At 62.1% G+C, this 19,456-nt stretch carries 14 protein-coding genes; 5 read left to right on the top strand and 9 right to left on the bottom strand.

The window, feature by feature from the left end; genetic code table 11:
- Window positions 1-2: 2 nt before the first annotated feature.
- The 3 genes from HNQ36_RS12275 to HNQ36_RS12265 all read right to left on the bottom strand — a co-directional run bounded on the left by HNQ36_RS12275 (window position 3) and on the right by HNQ36_RS12265 (window position 4,566).
- Window positions 3-1,928, bottom strand: coding sequence for an extracellular solute-binding protein (locus tag HNQ36_RS12275; RefSeq protein ID WP_184085405.1), 1,926 nt, complete (start codon window positions 1,926-1,928; stop codon window positions 3-5).
- Window positions 1,925-3,814: an extracellular solute-binding protein gene (locus HNQ36_RS12270; RefSeq protein ID WP_184085403.1), complete on the bottom strand. Its 1,890-nt coding sequence runs from the start codon at window positions 3,812-3,814 to the stop codon at window positions 1,925-1,927. The genes HNQ36_RS12275 and HNQ36_RS12270 overlap by 4 nt, the downstream gene beginning before the upstream one ends.
- 203 nt (window positions 3,815-4,017) lie before the next feature.
- Complete coding sequence (locus HNQ36_RS12265; protein WP_046828646.1) at window positions 4,018-4,566, bottom strand: c-type cytochrome; 549 nt, start codon at window positions 4,564-4,566, stop codon at window positions 4,018-4,020.
- Between the two features lie 207 nt (window positions 4,567-4,773).
- On the opposite strand from HNQ36_RS12265, the gene HNQ36_RS12260 reads away from it, so the two are divergent.
- Both HNQ36_RS12260 and HNQ36_RS12255 read left to right on the top strand, forming a co-directional pair.
- Window positions 4,774-5,520, top strand: coding sequence for a 3-deoxy-manno-octulosonate cytidylyltransferase (locus tag HNQ36_RS12260; RefSeq protein WP_184085401.1), 747 nt, complete (start codon window positions 4,774-4,776; stop codon window positions 5,518-5,520).
- Window positions 5,517-6,380, top strand: a complete 864-nt coding sequence (locus HNQ36_RS12255; protein ID WP_019199853.1) for a prephenate dehydratase — start codon at window positions 5,517-5,519, stop codon at window positions 6,378-6,380. Before HNQ36_RS12260 ends, HNQ36_RS12255 begins: the two co-directional genes overlap by 4 nt.
- A gap of 6 nt (window positions 6,381-6,386) precedes the next feature.
- On the opposite strand, the gene HNQ36_RS12250 is transcribed toward HNQ36_RS12255, so the two are convergent.
- Window positions 6,387-7,406 (bottom strand): LLM class flavin-dependent oxidoreductase, encoded by a 1,020-nt coding sequence (locus tag HNQ36_RS12250; protein WP_184085399.1) that lies wholly within the window; start codon window positions 7,404-7,406, stop codon window positions 6,387-6,389.
- 437 nt (window positions 7,407-7,843) lie between these two features.
- Between HNQ36_RS12250 and metF the strand changes: the two genes are divergently transcribed.
- The 3 genes from metF (at window position 7,844) to HNQ36_RS12235 (ending at window position 13,456) form a co-directional block, all read left to right on the top strand.
- Window positions 7,844-8,755 carry a methylenetetrahydrofolate reductase [NAD(P)H] gene (gene metF, locus HNQ36_RS12245; protein ID WP_046829757.1) on the top strand — a complete coding sequence of 304 codons (912 nt, stop codon included), beginning with the start codon at window positions 7,844-7,846 and terminating at the stop codon, window positions 8,753-8,755.
- A 4-nt stretch (window positions 8,756-8,759) separates the two neighbouring features.
- Window positions 8,760-12,611, top strand: a complete 3,852-nt coding sequence (gene metH / locus HNQ36_RS12240; protein ID WP_184085397.1) for a methionine synthase — start codon at window positions 8,760-8,762, stop codon at window positions 12,609-12,611.
- A 305-nt stretch (window positions 12,612-12,916) separates the two neighbouring features.
- A complete protein-coding gene (locus HNQ36_RS12235; protein WP_184085394.1) occupies window positions 12,917-13,456 on the top strand; it encodes a hypothetical protein in 540 nt (179 codons plus the stop codon).
- Window positions 13,457-13,523: 67 nt separating this feature from the next.
- Here the strand turns inward: HNQ36_RS12235 and HNQ36_RS12230 are convergent, their stop codons facing one another.
- The 5 genes from HNQ36_RS12230 to pimC form a co-directional block, all read right to left on the bottom strand.
- A complete protein-coding gene (locus tag HNQ36_RS12230) occupies window positions 13,524-14,150 on the bottom strand; it encodes a glutathione S-transferase family protein (RefSeq protein ID WP_184085392.1) in 627 nt (208 codons plus the stop codon).
- A 71-nt stretch (window positions 14,151-14,221) separates the two neighbouring features.
- On the bottom strand, window positions 14,222-15,730 hold the full coding sequence (gene glpK, locus HNQ36_RS12225; RefSeq protein ID WP_184085390.1) for a glycerol kinase GlpK: 1,509 nt from the start codon (window positions 15,728-15,730) through the stop codon (window positions 14,222-14,224).
- Window positions 15,731-15,931: 201 nt separating this feature from the next.
- A complete protein-coding gene (locus HNQ36_RS12220; protein WP_184085388.1) occupies window positions 15,932-16,705 on the bottom strand; it encodes an SDR family NAD(P)-dependent oxidoreductase in 774 nt (257 codons plus the stop codon).
- Between the two features lie 121 nt (window positions 16,706-16,826).
- The gene (pimD, locus tag HNQ36_RS12215; RefSeq protein ID WP_184085386.1) at window positions 16,827-17,969 is read right to left on the bottom strand and encodes a pimeloyl-CoA dehydrogenase small subunit; all 1,143 of its coding nucleotides are present in this window, start codon (window positions 17,967-17,969) and stop codon (window positions 16,827-16,829) included.
- A 149-nt stretch (window positions 17,970-18,118) separates the two neighbouring features.
- On the bottom strand, window positions 18,119-19,306 hold the full coding sequence (gene pimC, locus HNQ36_RS12210) for a pimeloyl-CoA dehydrogenase large subunit (RefSeq protein ID WP_184085384.1): 1,188 nt from the start codon (window positions 19,304-19,306) through the stop codon (window positions 18,119-18,121).
- Window positions 19,307-19,456: the final 150 nt, after the last annotated feature.

Here is a 19,456-nt window from a genome sequence, read left to right as displayed (position 1 = left end):
GATTATTTCGCCTGCTCGGGCTTGGTCTGTTGGGGCTTGGCTTGTTCAGGCTTAGCCTGTTCAGGTTTTTTGGCTTTCGCCTCATCGAACCACCACAGGTCCGGTGCGCCGGCGCTGTTGGCGTAACGCGGAATGTTCGGAGGATGGGCGAAGACGTCCCAATAGGCAATGCGATGGCTGGCAGAATACCATTGCGGCACCCAGTAGCGCCCCGCGCGGAACACGCGGTCGAATGCCCGGCAGGCGATGCGCAGTTCGTCGCGGTTGTCGGCGGCGATGATGCGCTCGATCAGCGCATCAATGGCGGGATTCTTGATGCCCGACAGATTCTGCGATCCTTTGATGTCCGCGACCTGCGACGAGAAGAACGTCCGCATCGCGTCGCCCGGCGTGGATGACATGCTGAAGCGCTGGATCGCGACGTCGAAATCGAAATCGTCCACGCGCGAACGGAACTGCACTGGATCGACCAGCCGCACGCTGGCGTCGATGCCGAGCACGCCCAGATTTTTGATGTAAGGCGCGTGATGAGCCTGAAATGCCGGCTCCTCAAGCAGAAATTCGACCCGGAACGCATCGCCGTTCGGCAACCGTCGCTTGCCGTCCTTGATAGGATATCCCGCATCCTGCAACAGTTGCGACGCCTTGCGCAGCAGCGAACGATCCTGCCCCGATCCGTCGGACACCGGCGGCACGAACGGCGCGCCGAACACTTCGTCAGGCACCTGCCCGCGAAACGGCTCCAACAACTTCAGCTCTTCCGGCGAGGGCGGCCCTTCCGCCATCAGGTCGGAGTTCTGGAACGGCGATTGGGTGCGCGCATAGGCGCTGTACATGATGGTCTTGTTGGTCCACTCGAAATCGAAGGCCTGGATCATGGCCTCGCGCACGCGCGGGTCCTTGAACTGCGCGCGCCGCGTATTCAGGAACCAGCCCTGTGCTCCCGACGGCGTGTCGTCGGGCAGCTTCTCCTGCTTGACGCGGCCGTCCTTGATGGCGGGGAAATCGTAGCGCGTGCTCCAGATCCGCGCGGTGAATTCCTCGCGGTAGAGATAATTCCGGCCGGTGAAACCTTCGAACGCGACGTCGCGGTCGCGATAGAACTCGTAACGCACGGCGTCGAAATTGAACGCGCCGCGCGACACCGGCAGATCCTTCGCCCACCAGTCCTTGACGCGGTCATATTCGATGTAACGGCCAACCTCGAAACGGCCGACCTTGTAAGGTCCTGAGCCGAGCGGAATATCGAGGGTGGATTCCTCGAACGGCTTCTTGTCGTAATAGGCCTTCGAGAAGATCGGCAGTCCGGCGGTATACAACGGCACGTCACGGCCGCGCTGCGCCGCGAAGGTCACCGTCAGCGTGGCGTCGTCGTTGGCCTCCACCTTCGTCATGTCGCGCAGCTGCTGCTGGATGATGGGATGCCCCTTCTCCTTGAGGATCGTCAGGGAGAACGCAACATCCTTCGCCGTGATTTTCGTGCCGTCATGGAAGCGTGCTTCCGGCCGCAGCGTAAACCGGTAGGTGAGCTTGTCCGGTGAAATCCGCACCGAACGGGCGACGAGACCGTACATCGCATCGGGCTCATCGCCTGAGCGCACCATCAGCGATGCGAACGTCTGCCCCATGCCGACCGCGCCGTCGCCCCTGAGGATGAAGCTGTTCAGCGAATTGAACGTGTGGAACGACTGGTTATAGGCGCGCGATGACGGAACGGTCGAGAACACGCCGCCCTTCGGCGCACCGACATTAACGTAGTCGAAGTTCTTAAAATCCGCTGGGTACTTCAGGTCGCCGAACGCCGACATGCCGTGGGTTTCAGGAGCGACCTCGACGGCGGATTGAGCCGCTGCTGCGAGCGGTGTCCAAGCCGCGGCCACAGCACTGCCGCCGAGAACAAGAACCCGCCGCCGCGAAAGGCCGGTCAAGAACGCCTGCCGATCTTGTCGGCCTTGGCCTTGTCGTACCACCACAGCGTCGGCAGACCGGACCGGCCGTATTTCGGCAACGGCGCGTGGCTGAAGCGATCCCAGCGCGCGTATCGCGAGAATCCGTAGGTAAACTGCGGCACCACGTAGTAGTGCCAGAGCAGCACGCGATCGAGCGCCTTGGTCGCCGCCACCAGCGTCTCGCGATCCTTCGCGAAAATGATCTTGTCGATCAGCTTGTCGATCACCGGATTCTTGATCCCGACGGTGTTGCGCGACCCGGGCACATCAGCAGATTCGGTTCCCCAGAAATCGCGCTGCTCGTTGCCCGGTGACAGCGACTGTCCCCAGACTTCCGTGACAATGTCGTAGTCAAAGCTGCGCAGCCGATTTTGGTATTGCGCGGTATCAACGGTTCGAACCGTGACCTCAATACCGAGCCGTTCCAGCGACGGCTTGTAGAACAGAACGATGCGTTCCGACGGCGGGCTATCGATGAGAAATTCAACCGAAACCTGCTTGCCGTTCTTGTCCAGGAGCTTCTGATCGCGAACCTCATAGCCTGCCTCCTTCAGCAGGCGAGTCGACTGGCGCCGGTTTTCACGAACCCTCTCAGGATCTCCGCCGACCGGATTTTCGTACGGCTTTGCGATCACCTCCGGTGGAATCTCGCCGTAGACCTCCTTGAGGATTTCGAACTCCCTCTGAACCGGAACACCTGAACTGGCGAGCTCGGTGCCTTCGAAGTAGCTGTTGATGCGCTTGTACTGACCGTAGAACAGCTGCTTGTTCATTTCCTCGAAGTCGAACGCATAGTTGAAGGCGCGACGAACGCGCTTGTCGGCAAACAATTCACGGCGGATGTTGAAGGCGAAGCCCTGCATCCGGCCGGAATCGTTGATCGGGAATTCCTCAAGTACGACGCGCTTCTCCGTCACGGCCGGAAAATCATAAGCCGTCGCCCAGCTCTTGGCAGAGGACTCGATGATCCAGTCCGCCTGGTCTGCCTTGAACGCCTCAAGCGAGACTGTGGTGTCGCGGAAAAACTCAAACCGCATCTCGTCGAAATTGTTCTGGCCGATCCGCGTCGGAGCCTTCTGGCCCCAGTAATTCTTGACCCGCTCCAGAGTTACGGAGCGGCCAGCGACAAAATCCTTGATGGCATATGGACCTGAGCCAAGCGGCTTCTCCAACGTTGTCGCGCCGATGTCGCGCTTGCGGCCTTCGCTGTCCTTGCCTTCCCACCAGTGCTTCGGAAGCACCGTCAATTCACCGACAATGGTCGGAAGCTCGCGATTGCCGGGCGCATCGAACGTGAACTTGATGTCGTGCGAGCCGACCTTCTCCGCCTTCACCACGTGCTTGTAGTAGGACGAATACATCGGGCTGTATTTCTTCAGCGACTCCATCGAGAACAGCACGTCTTCCGGGGTGACAGGCTGGCCGTCGTTCCACTTCGCATCCTTGCGAAGGCGATAGATCACCCACGAATGATCGTCGGGATGCGATACCGACTCAGCCAGCAGACCATATTGGGTGGTCGCTTCGTCCTGAGACCGCGCCATCAAGGTTTCGTAGATCAGCCCGACCGCAGGCGCGATCGTTCCCTTGACGCCGGCAACAGCGAGATTGAAATTGTCGAAGGTGCCGATTGAAATCTGCCGCGCGATGCCGCCCTTCGGCGCATCCGGATTGACGTAGTCGAAACGCTTGAAGTCGGCGGGGTACTTGATGTCGCCGAACAGCGACAGGGCATGTTTCCATTCAGGCGCGGCCTGCGTTTGGGCCTGAGCGGGAGCGACTGCATCCAGCCCCGCCGCCTTCAGCATCGGGACCGCTGCAACAAGAGCACTGCTCTGGAGGAGGCCGCGTCGGGAAATGCTCAAATTGAATGTTCCTGTTGCTGGTCGAAAAGGGCTGCCCTGGCAACGTCTTGGCCGATTATGTCGGTTTTTGGATGTGATGCCAGCCCGTTGCGGCGCGTTCTTTGCGGCGAAATGTCCGGCTCGAAAACAGCAGCAATTGCAACGCAAAACGGCCAGGCGAACCTGGCCGTTTTCGAATTAAATTTCGGTCACGCGCCGAAAGCTCACTTGCTCGCGGTCGGCAGCGGCACCGGAGTGTCGGCCAGCGTGCGCAGGTAGGCGATCAGGTCCGCCCGCTCGCTGTCCTTGCTGATGCCGGCGAAGCCCATCGCGGTGCCGGGGACGTAGCCCTTCGGGCTGGCGATGAACTTGTTGAGGGCGTCGTAGGTCCACTTGCCGCCCTTGCTCTTCATGGCGGCGGAGAAGTTGAACCCGCCACGGCCGTGGCCGATCTCGTCGTCAATGAGGCCATAGAGATTCGGGCCGACCTTGTTTGCGCCGTTCTTTTCAAAGGTGTGGCAGGCCGCGCACTTCTTTGCAGCCGCTGTGCCCTTCTCGACCGAGGCGGTCTGAAGCAGCTTTTCGATCGGCTCGCTCGGCGCTGCCGCGGCAGCCGCACCGGCGCCTTCAGCCTCCTTCACCGCGATTTCAAAACCGGGCTTTTCCGGCTTCTTCGGCGAGAAAATCGCATTGGCAGCCATGTTGGTCGCCAGCAGAACGAGGCAGGTGCCAAGCACTGCGCCCATGATCTTGTTGAGTTCGAAGGAGTCCATTTGCGATCAGGCCCTAGCCGGAAAGTCGATACGTTTGGCCGCATGAAACGGCCATGAATTGCTACCGGGAACAGGCGTGCAGCGCAATACAGGTAGCGGGATCGAGATAACGGTTTGCCTGCCTTCTGGCAACCCGTATAAACGCGCGACCCCTTGAAAACGCCCGTCATTTCCTCACCAATTCGGCCGTCCGAGCCCCTCGCCCCAATGACAGAAACCCGCGCCCTGGTGCTGATTCCCGCCCGCATGGCCGCAACCCGGCTGCCGGGAAAGCCGCTGCTCGACATCGGCGGCCTGCCGATGATCGTCCACGTGCTGCGCCGGGCGGAAGCTGCGCGAATCGGACGGGTGATCGTCGCAACCGACGCGCCGGAAATCGCGCAAGCGGTGAAAAAATCTGGCGGCGAAGCCGTCATGACCCGCGCGGATCATCCCTCGGGGTCAGACCGGATCTTCGAAGCGCTCCAGACCATCGATGGCGCAGGACAGATCAACACCATCATCAATGTCCAAGGCGACCTGCCGACCATCGCGCCCGACGATATCCGCGCTGTGCTGGCGCCGCTCGACGATCCCAGCGTCGATATCGCCACGCTGGCCGCCGTGATCCGAAAGGACGAGGAACACACCAATCCGAACGTGGTGAAAGTCGTCGGATCGCCGGTCAATGCAACGCGGCTGCGGGCGCTGTATTTCACGCGGGCGACCGCGCCTCATGGCGAGGGTCCGCGCTATCACCACATCGGCCTTTATGCCTATCGCAGGAGCGCGCTGGCGCGGTTTGTCGCCCTGCCACCCTCGCCGCTCGAGACCCGCGAAAAGCTCGAACAGCTGCGGGCGCTCGAGGCCGGCATGCGGATCGACGTCACGGTGGTTGACACCGTGCCGCTGGGCGTCGATACGCCTCACGATCTTGAGACTGCGCGCCAGATGCTGGCGGGAAGACCATCATGACCAAATCGATGAAAATCGCTTTTCAGGGCGAACCCGGTGCCAATTCGCACATCGCGATTCAGGAAGCCTTCCCAGACGCGACGCCTTTGCCCTGCGCGACCTTCGAGGACGCACTGGCGGCGATCTCGTCAGGCGAAGCCAGTCTTGGCATGATCCCGATCGAGAACTCGTTGGCCGGACGCGTCGCCGACATTCACCACCTGCTGCCGCAGTCGGGACTTTTCATCGTCGGCGAATGGTTTTTGCCGATCCGGCATCAGCTCATGGGGCCGCGCGGCGCGAAGCTCGGAGACATCAAGACCGTCGAAAGCCATGTCCACGCCATCGGGCAGTGTCGCAACATCATCCGCAAGCTCGGCATCAAGGCGATCGTCGCAGGCGACACGGCAGGCGCGGCGCGCATCGTCGCCGAACACGGCGACAAGAGCCGCGCTGCGATTGCCTCGCGCCTCGCCGCCGATATTTACGGTCTCGACATTCTTGCTGAAGACATCGAGGACGAAGCCCACAATACCACGCGCTTCGTCATCCTGGCGCGCGAGCAGCTCTGGGCCGCGCAAGGCTCCGGTCCGCTGGTGACCACTTTTGTTTTCCGGGTGCGCAATCTTCCTGCCGCGCTGTACAAGGCAATGGGCGGCTTCGCCACCAACGGCGTCAACATGACCAAGCTGGAAAGCTACATGGTGGAAGGCAATTTCTTCGCCACGCAGTTCTATGCCGATGTCGACGGCCATCCCGACGACAAGAACCTCGCCTATGCGCTGGAAGAACTGAAATTCTTCTCCAAGGAATTGCGGATCGTCGGCGTTTATCCGGCCCATCCGTTCCGCGTTGCGTTCACGGAAAAGGGCGCGGAATAAGGCTAATTAGGCCGCCGCCTGCCTGCCGAGTCCGAACGCATCCGCCAGCAGGCTGTACGAGCGCTTGCGCGCGTCGTGATCGTAGGTCGCCGTGATCACCATCACCTCGTCCGGCTTGCTGGCCTCGATCAGCGGCGAGATGTTCTGCATTACCGTTTGCTTTGAGCCGACGAACAGCCGCGAGCGGTTGCGCGCAATGCTGGCGCGTTCGGCGTCGGAATACGGATAGGCCTGCGCCTCCTCGATGCTCGGCAACGGACGATATTGCCCGCGGTCGCGCAGCAGGCGATTGAGATCGGCCGAGGACGCCAACAGGTCCGCTTCTTCATCCGTCTCGGCCATGATCACGGCAATCGCCAGAATAGCATGCGGGACAGTGCGCCAATGCGACGGTTTGAAATGCGCGCGATAGTGAATCATCGCGTCGGCTGCGTCGTGCGAGGCGAAATGATGCGCGAACGCGAAGCCCATGCCGACCTGCGCTGAGAGTTGCGCGCTGTAGTCGCTCGACCCGAGCAGCCAGATCGGCGGCAGCGGTGCATCGTCCGGCATGGCGATCACGTTGTGATATGGATGCCCCTCAGGGAAGTTGCGCGTTTCCCATAACGTCAACTCGATCAGGCGTTCGATGAAGTCATCGCCGCCGCGCGGATCGAACCGCTGGCGCAGCGCATGCATCGTGGTTTGATCCGTGCCGGGCGCGCGACCGAGTCCGAGATCGATGCGGCCGGGAAACAGCGCTTCCAGCATCTTGAATCGTTCGGCGACCATCAGCGGCGCATGGTTCGGCAGCATCACGCCGCCGGAGCCGACGCGAATACGCTGCGTCGCCGCTGCGATCTGTCCGATCATGATCTCGGGCGCGGGAGACGCCACCGAGGCGAGGCTGTGATGCTCCGCCAGCCAGTAGCGCGTGTAGCCGAGACGGTCGGCATGCTGCGCCAGATCGATGCTGTTGCGCAGCGACTGGGAAGGTCTGGTGCCGGTGGTGACGACCGAAAGGTCGAGGATGGAAAGCGGGGTCATGCGGCCCAAGCTAGTGGCTCGCGGGCAGCGGTCAAACCGCTGGCGCGCATGTCACCCAGCCGGCTTGCCGCAGATGTGTGGGCAACTATATGACAGATTAATCAAATCTACAGATATCTGCCCACGCCCGCTCGTTCGATTTGGCTTGAAAATCGGCGAATAAGCTGGAAATACGGCGTAAACGGCCAAATTCTTTGCCATTAGCGCTCCGCTGGACGGTAAATTCCTTCTGGTAAAATAGCTATAGTGGGCAATTTCCCATACGAAATCTCCGGTGGATGGGCTGTTGGAAATGGCTGGTTTCGCTTACTTTGGCCCGTAAAGGCGAAACGGTGATGAGGTCCGGCCCAAAGGGCGAAACGGAGGCACACCGCGCCGCGGAGGCCGCAGCCCAATCCGGCCCGCGCACCGCCTTACGACATGTGGAGTTGAGAAGCGTGACGAGCGAAACATCCGCCCCGACCGGATCGCAGGGGCAAAAACGTCCGGCGATTTCCTTCGAGTTCTTTCCGCCGAAGACCGAAGAGATGGAGCACAACCTCTGGGAGGTCATCAACCGGCTTGCGCCGCTGACGCCGAACTTCGTTTCGGTGACATACGGCGCGGGCGGCTCGACCCGTGAGCGCACCCATTCGACCATTGCGCGCATCCTCTCTGAGACCAAACTCACGCCCGCTGCCCATCTCACTTGTGTCGCGGCGACCAAGGCGGACATTGACGATGTCGTCGCGCGCTATCATGAGGTCGGCGTCCGTCACATCGTGGCATTGCGCGGCGATCCCACCACCGGTATCGGCACGGCTTACGCTGCTCACCCCGACGGCTACCAGACGTCGGCCGATCTCGTCGCCAGCATCAAGAAGCGTTATCCCGATATCGACGTCACGGTGTCGGCCTATCCGGAAAAGCATCCCGAGAGCGCTGACTTCGATGCCGATATCGACGCGCTGAAAGCCAAGGTGGACGCGGGCGCCAGCCGCGCCATCACCCAGGTTTTCTTCGATAACGATCTCTATTTTCGCTACCTCGACCGCGTTCGCGCGCGTGGCATCGATATTCCGGTCGTGCCGGGCATCATGCCGATGCACAACTTCAAGCAGGCGCGCAATTTCGTCACCCGTGCGGGCACGACCGTGCCGTCCTGGCTGGCCGACAAGTTCGAAGGCCTCGATGACGATGCCGAAACGCGCAAGCTGGTGGCGGCGACCGTCGCCGCCGGCCAGGTGCAGAAGCTCGCCAAGCATGGCGTCGAGAATTTTCATTTTTATACGATGAACCGTGCGGATCTTGTGTTCGCCATCAGCCACCTTCTGGGAATTCGTCCCAACGGTGCGCAGAAAGCTGCGTGATCCCATGACCGTGAAAACATCTCCGACCGCCGACCAATTCCGCGCGCTTGCCCGCGAACGCATCCTCGTGCTCGACGGCGCGATGGGCACCATGATCCAGGGCCTGCAATTTGACGAAGCTGCGTTCCGCGGTGAGCGCTTCAAGGATTTCCACCGCGACGTCAAAGGCAACAACGATCTGCTGATCCTCACCCAGCCACAAGCGATCGAGGACATCCATTTCGCCTATCTCGACGCCGGCGCGGACATCGTCGCGACCAACACCTTCTCGTCGACCTCCATCGCGCAGGCCGACTACGATATGGTCGATCTCGCCTATGAGCTGAATCGCGACGGCGCCAAACTGGCGCGCAACGCCGCCAACCGCGCCACCGCAAAGGACGGCAAACCGCGTTTCGTCGCCGGCGCGCTCGGCCCGACCAACCGCACCGCCTCGATCTCGCCGGACGTCGGCAATCCCGGATTCCGCGCGGTGACGTTCGACGACCTGCGCGTTTCATACAGCGAACAGATCAACGGATTGCTCGACGGCGGCGCTGATCTGCTGCTGGTCGAAACCATCTTTGACACCCTGAACGCGAAGGCCGCGCTTTACGCTATCGCTGAAATCTCCGAGGCACGCGGCATCCATGTGCCGGTGATGATCTCCGGCACCATCACCGACAAATCGGGACGGCTGCTCTCCGGCCAGTTGCCGGAAGCCTTCTGGTATTCGGTGCAACACGCCAACCCGATCACCATCGGCTTCAACTGCGCGCTCGGCGCGGAAGACCTGCGCGCGCACATCGCCGATATCGGCCGCGTCGCCGATGCGCTGGTCTGCGCCTATCCGAACGCGGGCTTGCCGAACGAGTTCGGCCAGTATGACGAGTCACCCGAATACATGGCGCGCCTCGTCGGTGAATTCGCGCAGGCTGGTCTGGTCAACGTGGTCGGCGGCTGCTGCGGCACCACGCCGGATCACATCAGGGCCATCGCAAACGCCTGCGCGCCGCACAAGCCTCGCGTCGTGCCGGAAATTCCGCCGCTGCTGCGGCTGTCAGGCCTTGAGCCGTTCAACCTCACCTCCGACATCCCGTTCGTCAACGTCGGCGAGCGCACCAACGTCACCGGCTCGGCCCGCTTCCGCAAGCTGATCAAGGAAGGCGATTACACTGCAGCACTTCAGGTGGCGCGCGATCAGGTCGAGAACGGCGCGCAGGTCATCGACATCAACATGGACGAAGGCCTGCTCGACTCCAAGCAGGCGATGATCGACTTTCTTAATCTGGTTGCCTCCGAGCCGGACATCGCCCGCGTGCCGGTGATGGTCGACTCCTCAAAATTCGACGTAATCGAGGCTGGCCTGAAATGCGTTCAGGGCAAGCCCATCGTCAACTCGATTTCCATGAAGGAAGGCGAGGATAAATTCCTGCACGAAGCCACCATCGCGCGCCGTCACGGCGCGGCTGTGGTGGTGATGGCGTTCGACGAGGTCGGACAGGCCGACACGTTCGAGCGCAAGATCGAGATCTGCAAGCGCGCCTACGGCCTGCTGGTGGAGAAGCTCGATTTCCCGCCGCAGGACATCATCTTCGATCCGAATATCTTCGCCATCGCCACGGGACTGGAAGAGCACAACAATTACGGCGTCGATTTCATCGAGGCCACGCGCTGGATCCGGCAGAATCTACCGCATGCGCATATTTCCGGCGGCGTCTCGAACCTGTCGTTCTCGTTCCGCGGCAACGAGCCGGTGCGCGAGGCGATGCATTCGGTGTTCCTGTATCACGCCATCAAGGCCGGCATGGACATGGGCATCGTCAATGCCGGGCAGATGGTGATCTATGACGACATCGATCCCGAACTGCGTCAGGTCTGCGAAGACGTCATCCTCAATCGCGATCCCGGCGCGCCGGAACGGCTGCTGGAACTGGCGGAAAAATTCCGCGGCAAGGGCAAGCAGGTCAAGGAACAGGATCTCGCCTGGCGCGAGTGGCCAGTGGCGAAGCGCCTCAGCCACGCGCTGGTCAACGGCATCACCGAATATATCGATGCCGACACCGAGGCTGCGCGCCTCACGGTCGAGCGGCCGCTGCACGTGATCGAAGGCCCGCTGATGGACGGCATGAACGTCGTCGGCGATCTGTTCGGCGCGGGCAAGATGTTCCTGCCGCAGGTGGTGAAGTCCGCGCGCGTCATGAAGCAGGCGGTCGCCTACCTGATGCCGTTCATGGAAGAAGAGAAAGCACGCAACAAGGCCAACGGCGTGGTCGGCGACGGGCGCAGCTCCGCCGGCAAGATTCTGCTCGCCACCGTGAAAGGCGACGTTCACGACATCGGAAAGAACATTGTGGGCATCGTGCTCCAGTGCAACAACTTCGAGGTGATCGATCTCGGCGTCATGGTGCCGGCCACCAAGATCATCGAAACCGCGAAGGCCGAAGGGGTCGACATCATCGGCCTGTCCGGACTGATCACGCCCTCGCTCGATGAAATGGCGTTCATGGCCGCCGAGCTTGAGCGCCTCGGCCTCGATCTTCCGCTGATGATCGGCGGCGCGACCACCAGCCGCGTCCATACCGCGGTGAAGATCGATCCGGCCTACAAGCGCGGCCCGGTGATCCACGTCAACGACGCCAGCCGCGCGGTCGGCGTCGCCTCGTCGCTGATGTCACCCGAGAAGCGCGAGGAATACACCCGCGAGGTCCGCGCCGACTACGCCAAGATTTCAGCTGCACACTTCAAGGCGCAGCAGGACAAGAAGCGGCTCAAGCTCGCCGCCGCGCGCGCCAACGCACACAGCATCGACTGGTCCAAGACCCAGCCGAAGAAGCCGGCGTTCATCGGCATCAAGAGCTTCAGCGACTATTCGCTGGCGGAGCTGGCCGAATACATCGACTGGACGCCGTTCTTCCAGACCTGGGAACTGAGCGGGCGATACCCTGCGATTCTCGACGATCCGAAGGTCGGCGAGGCCGCGCGCTCGCTGTACAACGACGCGCGCAAGATGCTCGATCTGATCGTTAAGGAAAACTGGTTCAAGGCCCGCGCCACCATCGGCTTCTGGCCGGCGAACGCCGAGGGCGACGACATCGTTCTCTACAGCGACGACGCCCGCACCAAGCCGCTGACCACGCTGCACACGCTGCGCCAGCAGCTTGAGAAGCGCGAGGGCCGCAAGAATGTCGCGCTGTCGGATTTCATCGCACCGATATCGAGCGGCGTGCCGGATTACATCGGCATGTTCGTGGTCACGGCAGGCATCGGCGAGGATGTCGTCGCGGATCGCTTCAAGAACGCCAATGACGACTACTCGTCTATTCTGGTGAAGGCGCTGGCGGATCGTCTGGCGGAAGCCTTTGCCGAGCGGATGCATCAGCGCGTGCGCAAGGAGTTCTGGGGCTATGCGCCGGACGAGGCACTGAAGACCGACGAACTGATTCTCGAACAGTATGCCGGCATCCGCCCAGCGCCGGGTTATCCCGCGCAGCCGGACCACACCGAGAAGGCGACGCTGTTCAAGCTGCTCGATGCGGAACGCACCGCGGGCGTGACGCTGACCGAGAGCTTTGCGATGTGGCCGGGCTCGTCCGTGTCCGGGCTCTATTTCAGCCATCCGGAGAGTTATTACTTCGGCGTCGGCAAGATCGAACAGGATCAGGTCGAGGAATATGCCGAACGCAAAGGCATGTCGGTCGGGGAGATGGAGCGCTGGCTGGCGCCGATCCTCAACTACATTCCGTCGCGCGAGATGCCGGCCGAGACCGAAGACGATGTCGCAACGCTGCCGCTCGCAAAGCATCCGCCGGGCTGCGGCTGCGCGATGCATCTGCGGATGAACGGCAAGCCGGTCGCGCAGGCGATCGCGAACTAAAGCCGCGACATTCGTACAAATCACACGACAATCTCAAATTGTCAGGAGTCGTCCCCGCGAAAGCGGGGACCCATACGTCGGGTCGCCCAGACGCGTCCAATTTTATCAAAACTGAATATGGTGATGGGTCCCCGCTTTCGCGGGGACGACGCTGTGGGTATGGCACGATTGACTCACACATCACAACATGGCGCGATGGAACTTTCCTCACGCGCGTGTGACATCAATCACGATGGAACCCGGAACACCCTTCTGCATGGGGCGTTGGTGCGCCGCCAACATCAACCTCATAAAAAGGAGAGATCATGAAAAAGGTGAGCTTTTTCGCCGCTGCTGCGGCTGTAACCGCTCTGGTCGCCACACCGGCGCTCGCGCAGGACACGGCAAAGCCGCGCTCCGCGATGCAAGGCAAGACCGACAAATCCAAACAGATCAAGCCTGTGAAGCACAGTTCCAAGCCGATGAAGCAGAGTGCCCGTATGCCGGGCCGCGATGGGGCCTATATGCGAGCGGCCGGACCGGATCGCATGGAAGTTCGCAGAGACGCCCGCAACGACCGCGGCTGGGACAACCGCAGCACCGGCTTCTGGCCGGCTGACGTCGTCGGCGGCGCGATCGGTACCGCGGGCGCGGTCGCCACGACGGCGGTCGGCACCGCTGGCGCCATCGCAACCGCCCCGTTCGGCGGGCCTTACCGTGACAGCTATGCCTACGGCCCGGGCTATGTGGACACCTACAGCTACAACGGTGTCGCGATGCCGTATTCGTCAAACTATGCAGCGCGCAACGGCTTCATGTGTGAGCCGGGCACGTTCATCAAAGGCACGCGGAACATTTGCCAGTAACGACTGATCGACATACAGGGTGGCCGGATCTTTCCGGCCACCCTTCATTATGTCAGTTCGGCTTATGTCAGTTCGGCGGAGCGAGCGGCTGCACGATATCTTGAAACGGTTGTAACGCCTCGCAGGTCTCGGCGTGACGAGCGAGTGCGGGATAACGCTTCTCCTCGAACAAGCTAGGATCGATCTCGTGCGCGATACGAATGACGCAGGCCACCGCAATGTCGGCGTGGGTGATCTGGTCACCGAACCAGAACCGCGTCTTGTGCCGCGTGCGATCTTCTTCAAGGCCAGCAAACACGCCAGCGATCTGCGACCGGCAACGCTCGACCCAGCGTTGCGACTGCTCCGTTCGTAGCACCCGTTCATAGAGCAGGCTCACCGCCTTGTCGCCGAGGCCGGTGGCGAGCGCGCAGATGTGCAACACCTCACGCCGGATGTGGCCGCAATCGGGGATCAGCGCCCGCGACGGCCCGGCCAGTTCGTCGAGATAATCCAGAATGGCTGTGCTCTCGATCAGCACTTCGCCATCATCGAGCACCAGCGTCGGCACGCGTATTAGCGGATTGTAGAGCGCGATCTTTTCCGCGTCGCCGAAGGTCGACCACGGCGTATGTTCGAAGGGAATGCCGTAGAACCGCAGCGCAAGCGCGACACGCCGCACGAAGGGAGAATCATACTGGCCGATCAGGTTCATCAGGTGGTCTCCGATAGGCGACGATTACACCCGGCAAGGCACCCGATTGGCAAGGGCTTCGGCGCGATGTTTCAGTCTCCGTCAGGATCGGAGGCGAGCACGCCCTTCACCGCCTGCGACCAGCCCTTGAGTTTGCGCACGCGCGTCGCCTCGCTCATGTTCGGTCTGAAGCGCCGCTCCAGCCGCCACGAATCCGCGAACCGCGCGGGCTCCGGATAGACGCCCGCGCCGAGCCCTGCGAGATAGGCGGCGCCCACTGCGGTGGTTTCCTGAATCATCGGGCGATCGACCGGCGCGTCGAGCAGATCCGACAGCCGCTGCATGGTCCAGTCCGACGCGGTCATGCCGCCGTCGACGCGCAGCACGGTGTTGGTTTCCTTCGCCTCGGGCCAGTCGGCCCGCATCGCCGCCCACAGATCGAAAGTTTGATAACACACGCTCTCCAGCACGGCATGCGCCAGCTCGGCGGGGCCGGTGTTGCGCGTCAGCCCGAACAACGCGCCACGCACGCGCGGATTCCAGTATGGCGCGCCGAGGCCGACGAAGGCCGGCACCAGATAGACCGACTGCATGGTGTCGTTGGCGTCCGCGAGCGATCCCGTCTCGCTGGCGTGTTTGATCAGGCCCAATCCGTCGCGCAGCCACTGCACCGCAGATCCCGCGACGAAGATCGAACCTTCGAGCGCGTAGGTGCGCTGGCCGTTCAACTGATAGGCGATGGTGGTGAGCAGCTTGTTCTTCGAGGCCACCGCCGTGGTGCCGGTGTTGAGCAGCGCAAAACAACCGGTGCCGTAGGTGGACTTCATCATGCCCGGCGAGAAGCAGGCCTGGCCGATGGTGGCGGCCTGCTGGTCGCCGGCGATGCCGCGCACCGCAATCGCGCCGCCGAGCAGATGCGGCTCGGTCTCGCCGAAATCCGCCGATGAATCGCGCACATCCGGCAGCATCGAGCGCGGCACCCGCAGCAGCTTCAACAGATCGTCGTCCCACGCACCCGTGTGGATGTTGAACAGCAGCGTGCGCGAGGCATTGGTGGCGTCGGTGGCGTGCACCTTGCCGCCGGTCAGCCGCCACAACAGATACGAGTCGACGGTGCCGAACATCAGTTCGCCGCGCTCGGCCCGTTCGCGCGCGCCTGGCACGTGATCGAGAATCCATGCCACCTTGGTGCCAGAGAAATACGGATCGATGATCAGGCCGGTGCGCGCGCTGATCAGCGGCTCGTGGCCCTCGGCTTTCAGTCTGGCGCAGATCTCCGCGGTGCGCCGGTCCTGCCAGACGATGGCGCGATGCACCGCGCTGCCGGTGGCGCGGTCCCAGACCACGGTGGTTTCGCGCTGGTTGGTGATGCCGATGGCGGCGATGTCAGAGGCCGCGACATTGGCCTTGCTCATGGCCTCCCGGCAGGTCGCCAGGGTCGAGGTCCAGATGTCCTCCGGCTCGTGCTCAACCCAGCCGGACGCCGGGAAATGCTGCTGGAATTCCTGCTGGGCCTGGGCTGCGATGGAAATGTCGGAGCGGAAGACGATGGCGCGCGACGATGTCGTGCCTTGATCGATGGCAAGAATGTGGGACGCCATGCGGTTTCCTCGAATGCTTTTCATTTCGGTTTCGAAACGCAACAAAGCGATTGTCGATGCGCGCGTCAAGGCGCAGCGGCGCATTGCATCGTCATGGCCGGGCTTGTCCCGGCCATCTACGTCTTATTGTTGTGAGCGCATAAAAGACGTGGATGCCCGGCACAAGGCCGGGCATGACGAACTCAAAAACTGATGTCGGATCTACACCGCCGCCGTGGTGACGCCGCCATCGATCACGATGGTCTGGCCGGTCATGAAGGTCGAGGCGTCGGAGGCAAGATAGACCACCGCGCCCGCGATCTCGTGCGGCTCGCCGATCCGCCGCAGCGGCGTGGTCGTGGTGCGGCGCTTGAGATTGTCCTGATCCTCCCACAGCGCGCGGGCGAAATCGGTTTTGACCAGACCCGGCGCGATGCAGTTGACCCGCACGTTCTTCGGGCCCCACTCGCCGGCCAGGCTGCGCGCCAGCGAGAAATCCGCCGCCTTCGAGATGCCGTAGGCGCCGATCACGGTCGATCCGCGCAAGCCGCCGATGCTGGAGATAATGACCACCGAGCCGCCGCCGCGCTCGGCCATTTTCGGCATCGCCAGCTTGCAGAGCCAAATGTTGCTCTTGATGTTGGCGCCCATGATCTTGTCGAAGGCTTCGTCAGTGATGTCGAGCAGCGGCCCGTAGTACGGATTCACGGCCGCGTTGCAGACGAGGATGTCGATCTGGCCGTAGTGCTTCACGGTGCCGTTGATCAGCGCGTCGACTTCCTCGTGGCGGCTGATGTTGCAGGCGATGACGTGGGCATCGCCGCCCTCCTTGCGGATGCCGTCGGCAACCGCCTCGCAGGCATCGGCCTTGCGGCTGGAGACGATGACCTTCGCCCCCATTCGCGCCAGCAGTTCCGCCGAGGCGCGGCCGATGCCGCGGCTCGAACCGGTGACGACGGCCACTTTCCCCGCCAGATCGAATGGCGATTTGGTCATGGCCGCGTCTCCCCTTTATTGTTCTTTGTTTTGTTCGTCATTGCGAGCGAAGCGAAGCAATCCAGAGTGACAAGGCTGGATTGCTTCGTCGCTATGCTCCTCGCAATGACGGAAAGCGGCCTCAGACCAGATTGCCCGCTTCGCTGACGCGGCGCAGGTGATAGTCGGTGTCGCCGAAGGTGCTCTCGATCATGGTCAGCCGCTTGAAGTAGTGACCGATCTTGAGCTCCATGGTCATGCCGACGCCGCCGTGAAGCTGGATCGCCTGCTGGCCGACGAACTTCAGCGACTTGCCGATCTGCACCTTCGCTGCCGCAACCGCCTTGGAACGCTCCTTGGCGTCCTCGAAATCGGAGGCCATGGTGGCGAAGATCGACATGCTGCGCGCCTGCTCCAGCGCGACGAACATGTCCGCCGCGCGATGCTGCAGGGTCTGGAACTGGCCGATCGCGACGCCGAACTGCTTGCGGGTCTTGAGATACTCCACCGTCGACTTGAGCGACTCGTCCATCGCGCCGACAGCTTCGGCGCACATTGCGATGCGCGCTTCATCGACCACGCGCTCGATCAGCGGCAGGCCGTTCTCGGGATCACCGATTGCAGCGTCCGCGCCGACCTCGACACCCTCAAAACGGATATCCGCCGCGCGCATGCCGTCCTGGGTCGGATAACCCTTGACGGTGACGCCCTTGGCTTTCGCCGGCACCAGGAACGCGCCGATGCCGCTGCGATCACGCTGGCTGCCCTTGGTGCGCGCGCTGACGATCAGCGTGTCCGCCGTCTCGCCGTGCAGCACGACGAACTTCTCGCCGTCGATCACCCAGCCCGCGCCCTTTTTCTTGGCGGTGGTGGTGACGTCCGCGAGATCGTAACGCGAGTTCTTCTCAAGCTGGGCGAACGCCAGCGTCTTGCTGCCGTCGATGATCGAGGGAATATGCGCGGCCTTCTGTTCGGCCGAGCCGCCGTGACGAAGGAAGCCGCCGCCGAGAACGACAGTCGCCAGATAAGGCTCGAGCACCAGCGCCTTGCCGAGCGATTCCATGACGAGGGCGGTTTCCACCGCGCCCGCGCCGAAGCCGCCGTCTGCTTCGGAGAACGGCAGACCCAGCAGGCCCTGCTCGGCCAGCTTGTTCCAAACCGTCTTGCTCCAGCCGCCATTTTCCTTGGCGTACTTCTTGCGCTGATCGAAATCGTAGGAACCAGCCAGCAGGCCGTCGACGCTATCTTTCAGGAGCCGCTGCTCCTCGGACAAATCAAAATCCATTACCTGCCTCCAATTGCATCCGGCCTTGTGCCGATGCATCAACGAAACAAATCGTCATGCCCGCGCTTGTCGCGGGCATCCACGTCTTCGTTTCCCGAAGCAAGACGTGGATGGCCGGGTCAAGCCCGGCCATGACGGCGTATGAAATTTTACAGACCCAGCACGGCCTTGGTGATGATGTTGCGCTGGATCTCGTTCGAGCCTCCGTAGATGGAGACCTTGCGATAATTGAAGTAGCCCGGCGCAACTGTCGTCGCCCAGCTTGCTTCCTCGTTGCTCTTGTCGTGTTCGTCCGCATAAGGCAGCGCGAACGGTCCGGTGATCTCCAGCAGAAGCTCGGTGATGGTCTGCTGAATTTCGGAGCCCTTGATCTTGAGAATCGAGGATGCCGGATCGGGCTTGCCCTTGCCGTTCTTGCGCTCGTTGGCGACGACGCGCATCTGCGTCAGTTCGAGCGCTTTCAGCTCGATCTCGGTCGCAGCGAGCTTGTCGCGGAAGCGGGAATCCTGAATCAGCGGCTTGCCTTCCGACTCGACCTTGGAGGCGAGATCGCGGATGCGGCGCAGACGCTCCTTCGACATACCGACGCGCGCGATATTGGTGCGCTCGTTGCCGAGCAGGAACTTGGCGTAATCCCAGCCCTTGTTCTCCTCGCCGACGAGATTCTCCACCGGCACCTCGACGTCATCGAAGAACACTTCGTTGACCTCAACGCCGCCGTCGATGGTCTGGATCGGCCGCACGGTGACGCCGCGCGACTTCATGTCGAACAGGATGAACGAGATGCCCGACTGCTTCTTCGCATCGGGGTCGGTGCGGCAAAGACAGAAAATCCAGTCGGCGTGCTGCGCCAGCGTGGTCCAGGTCTTCTGGCCGTTGATGACGTAGACGTCGCCCTTGCGCTTGGCGGTCGTCTTCAGCGAGGCGAGATCGGAGCCAGCGCCCGGCTCGGAGAAGCCCTGGCACCACCAGTCGTCGAGATTGGCGATGCGCGGCAGGTAATGCTTCTTCTGCTCTTCGTTGCCGAAGGTGTAGATCACCGGCCCGACCATGTTGACGCCGAACGGCAGCGGCGATGGCGCGGGCGTGGCCTGCAGCTCTTCGAGGAAGATGTACTGCTGCACCGACGACCAGCCGGTGCCGCCGTATTCCACCGGCCAATGCGGCACCGCCCATCCCTTCTTGTTCAGGATGCGCTGCCAGTTGACCATGTCTTCCTTGCTCGTGTGGCGGCCTTCCACCAGCTTCTGGCGGATGTCGGCGGGAAGATTTTCCTTGAAGAAGGTCCGCACCTCGTCGCGAAACGCGAGTTCTTCCTTGCTGAAACTGAGATCCATTGGACCCTCCTTGGGCGATCAAACTCGTAATTATTGGCACCATCTTTCAGCGCGTCGTCCCGGCGAAAGCCGGGATCCATAACCCCTGGCAAGAGTGGACGAAAGAGATGTCCACCACCATGCCAAACAGTCAGTCCGCGCCGTATGGGT

It is taken from the genome of Afipia massiliensis (assembly GCF_014203115.1).
Taxonomy (GTDB): Bacteria; Pseudomonadota; Alphaproteobacteria; order Rhizobiales; family Xanthobacteraceae; genus Afipia; species Afipia massiliensis.
Note: the sequence above shows the minus strand (reverse complement) of the source record. Positions and strands in the feature narration are given on the sequence as shown.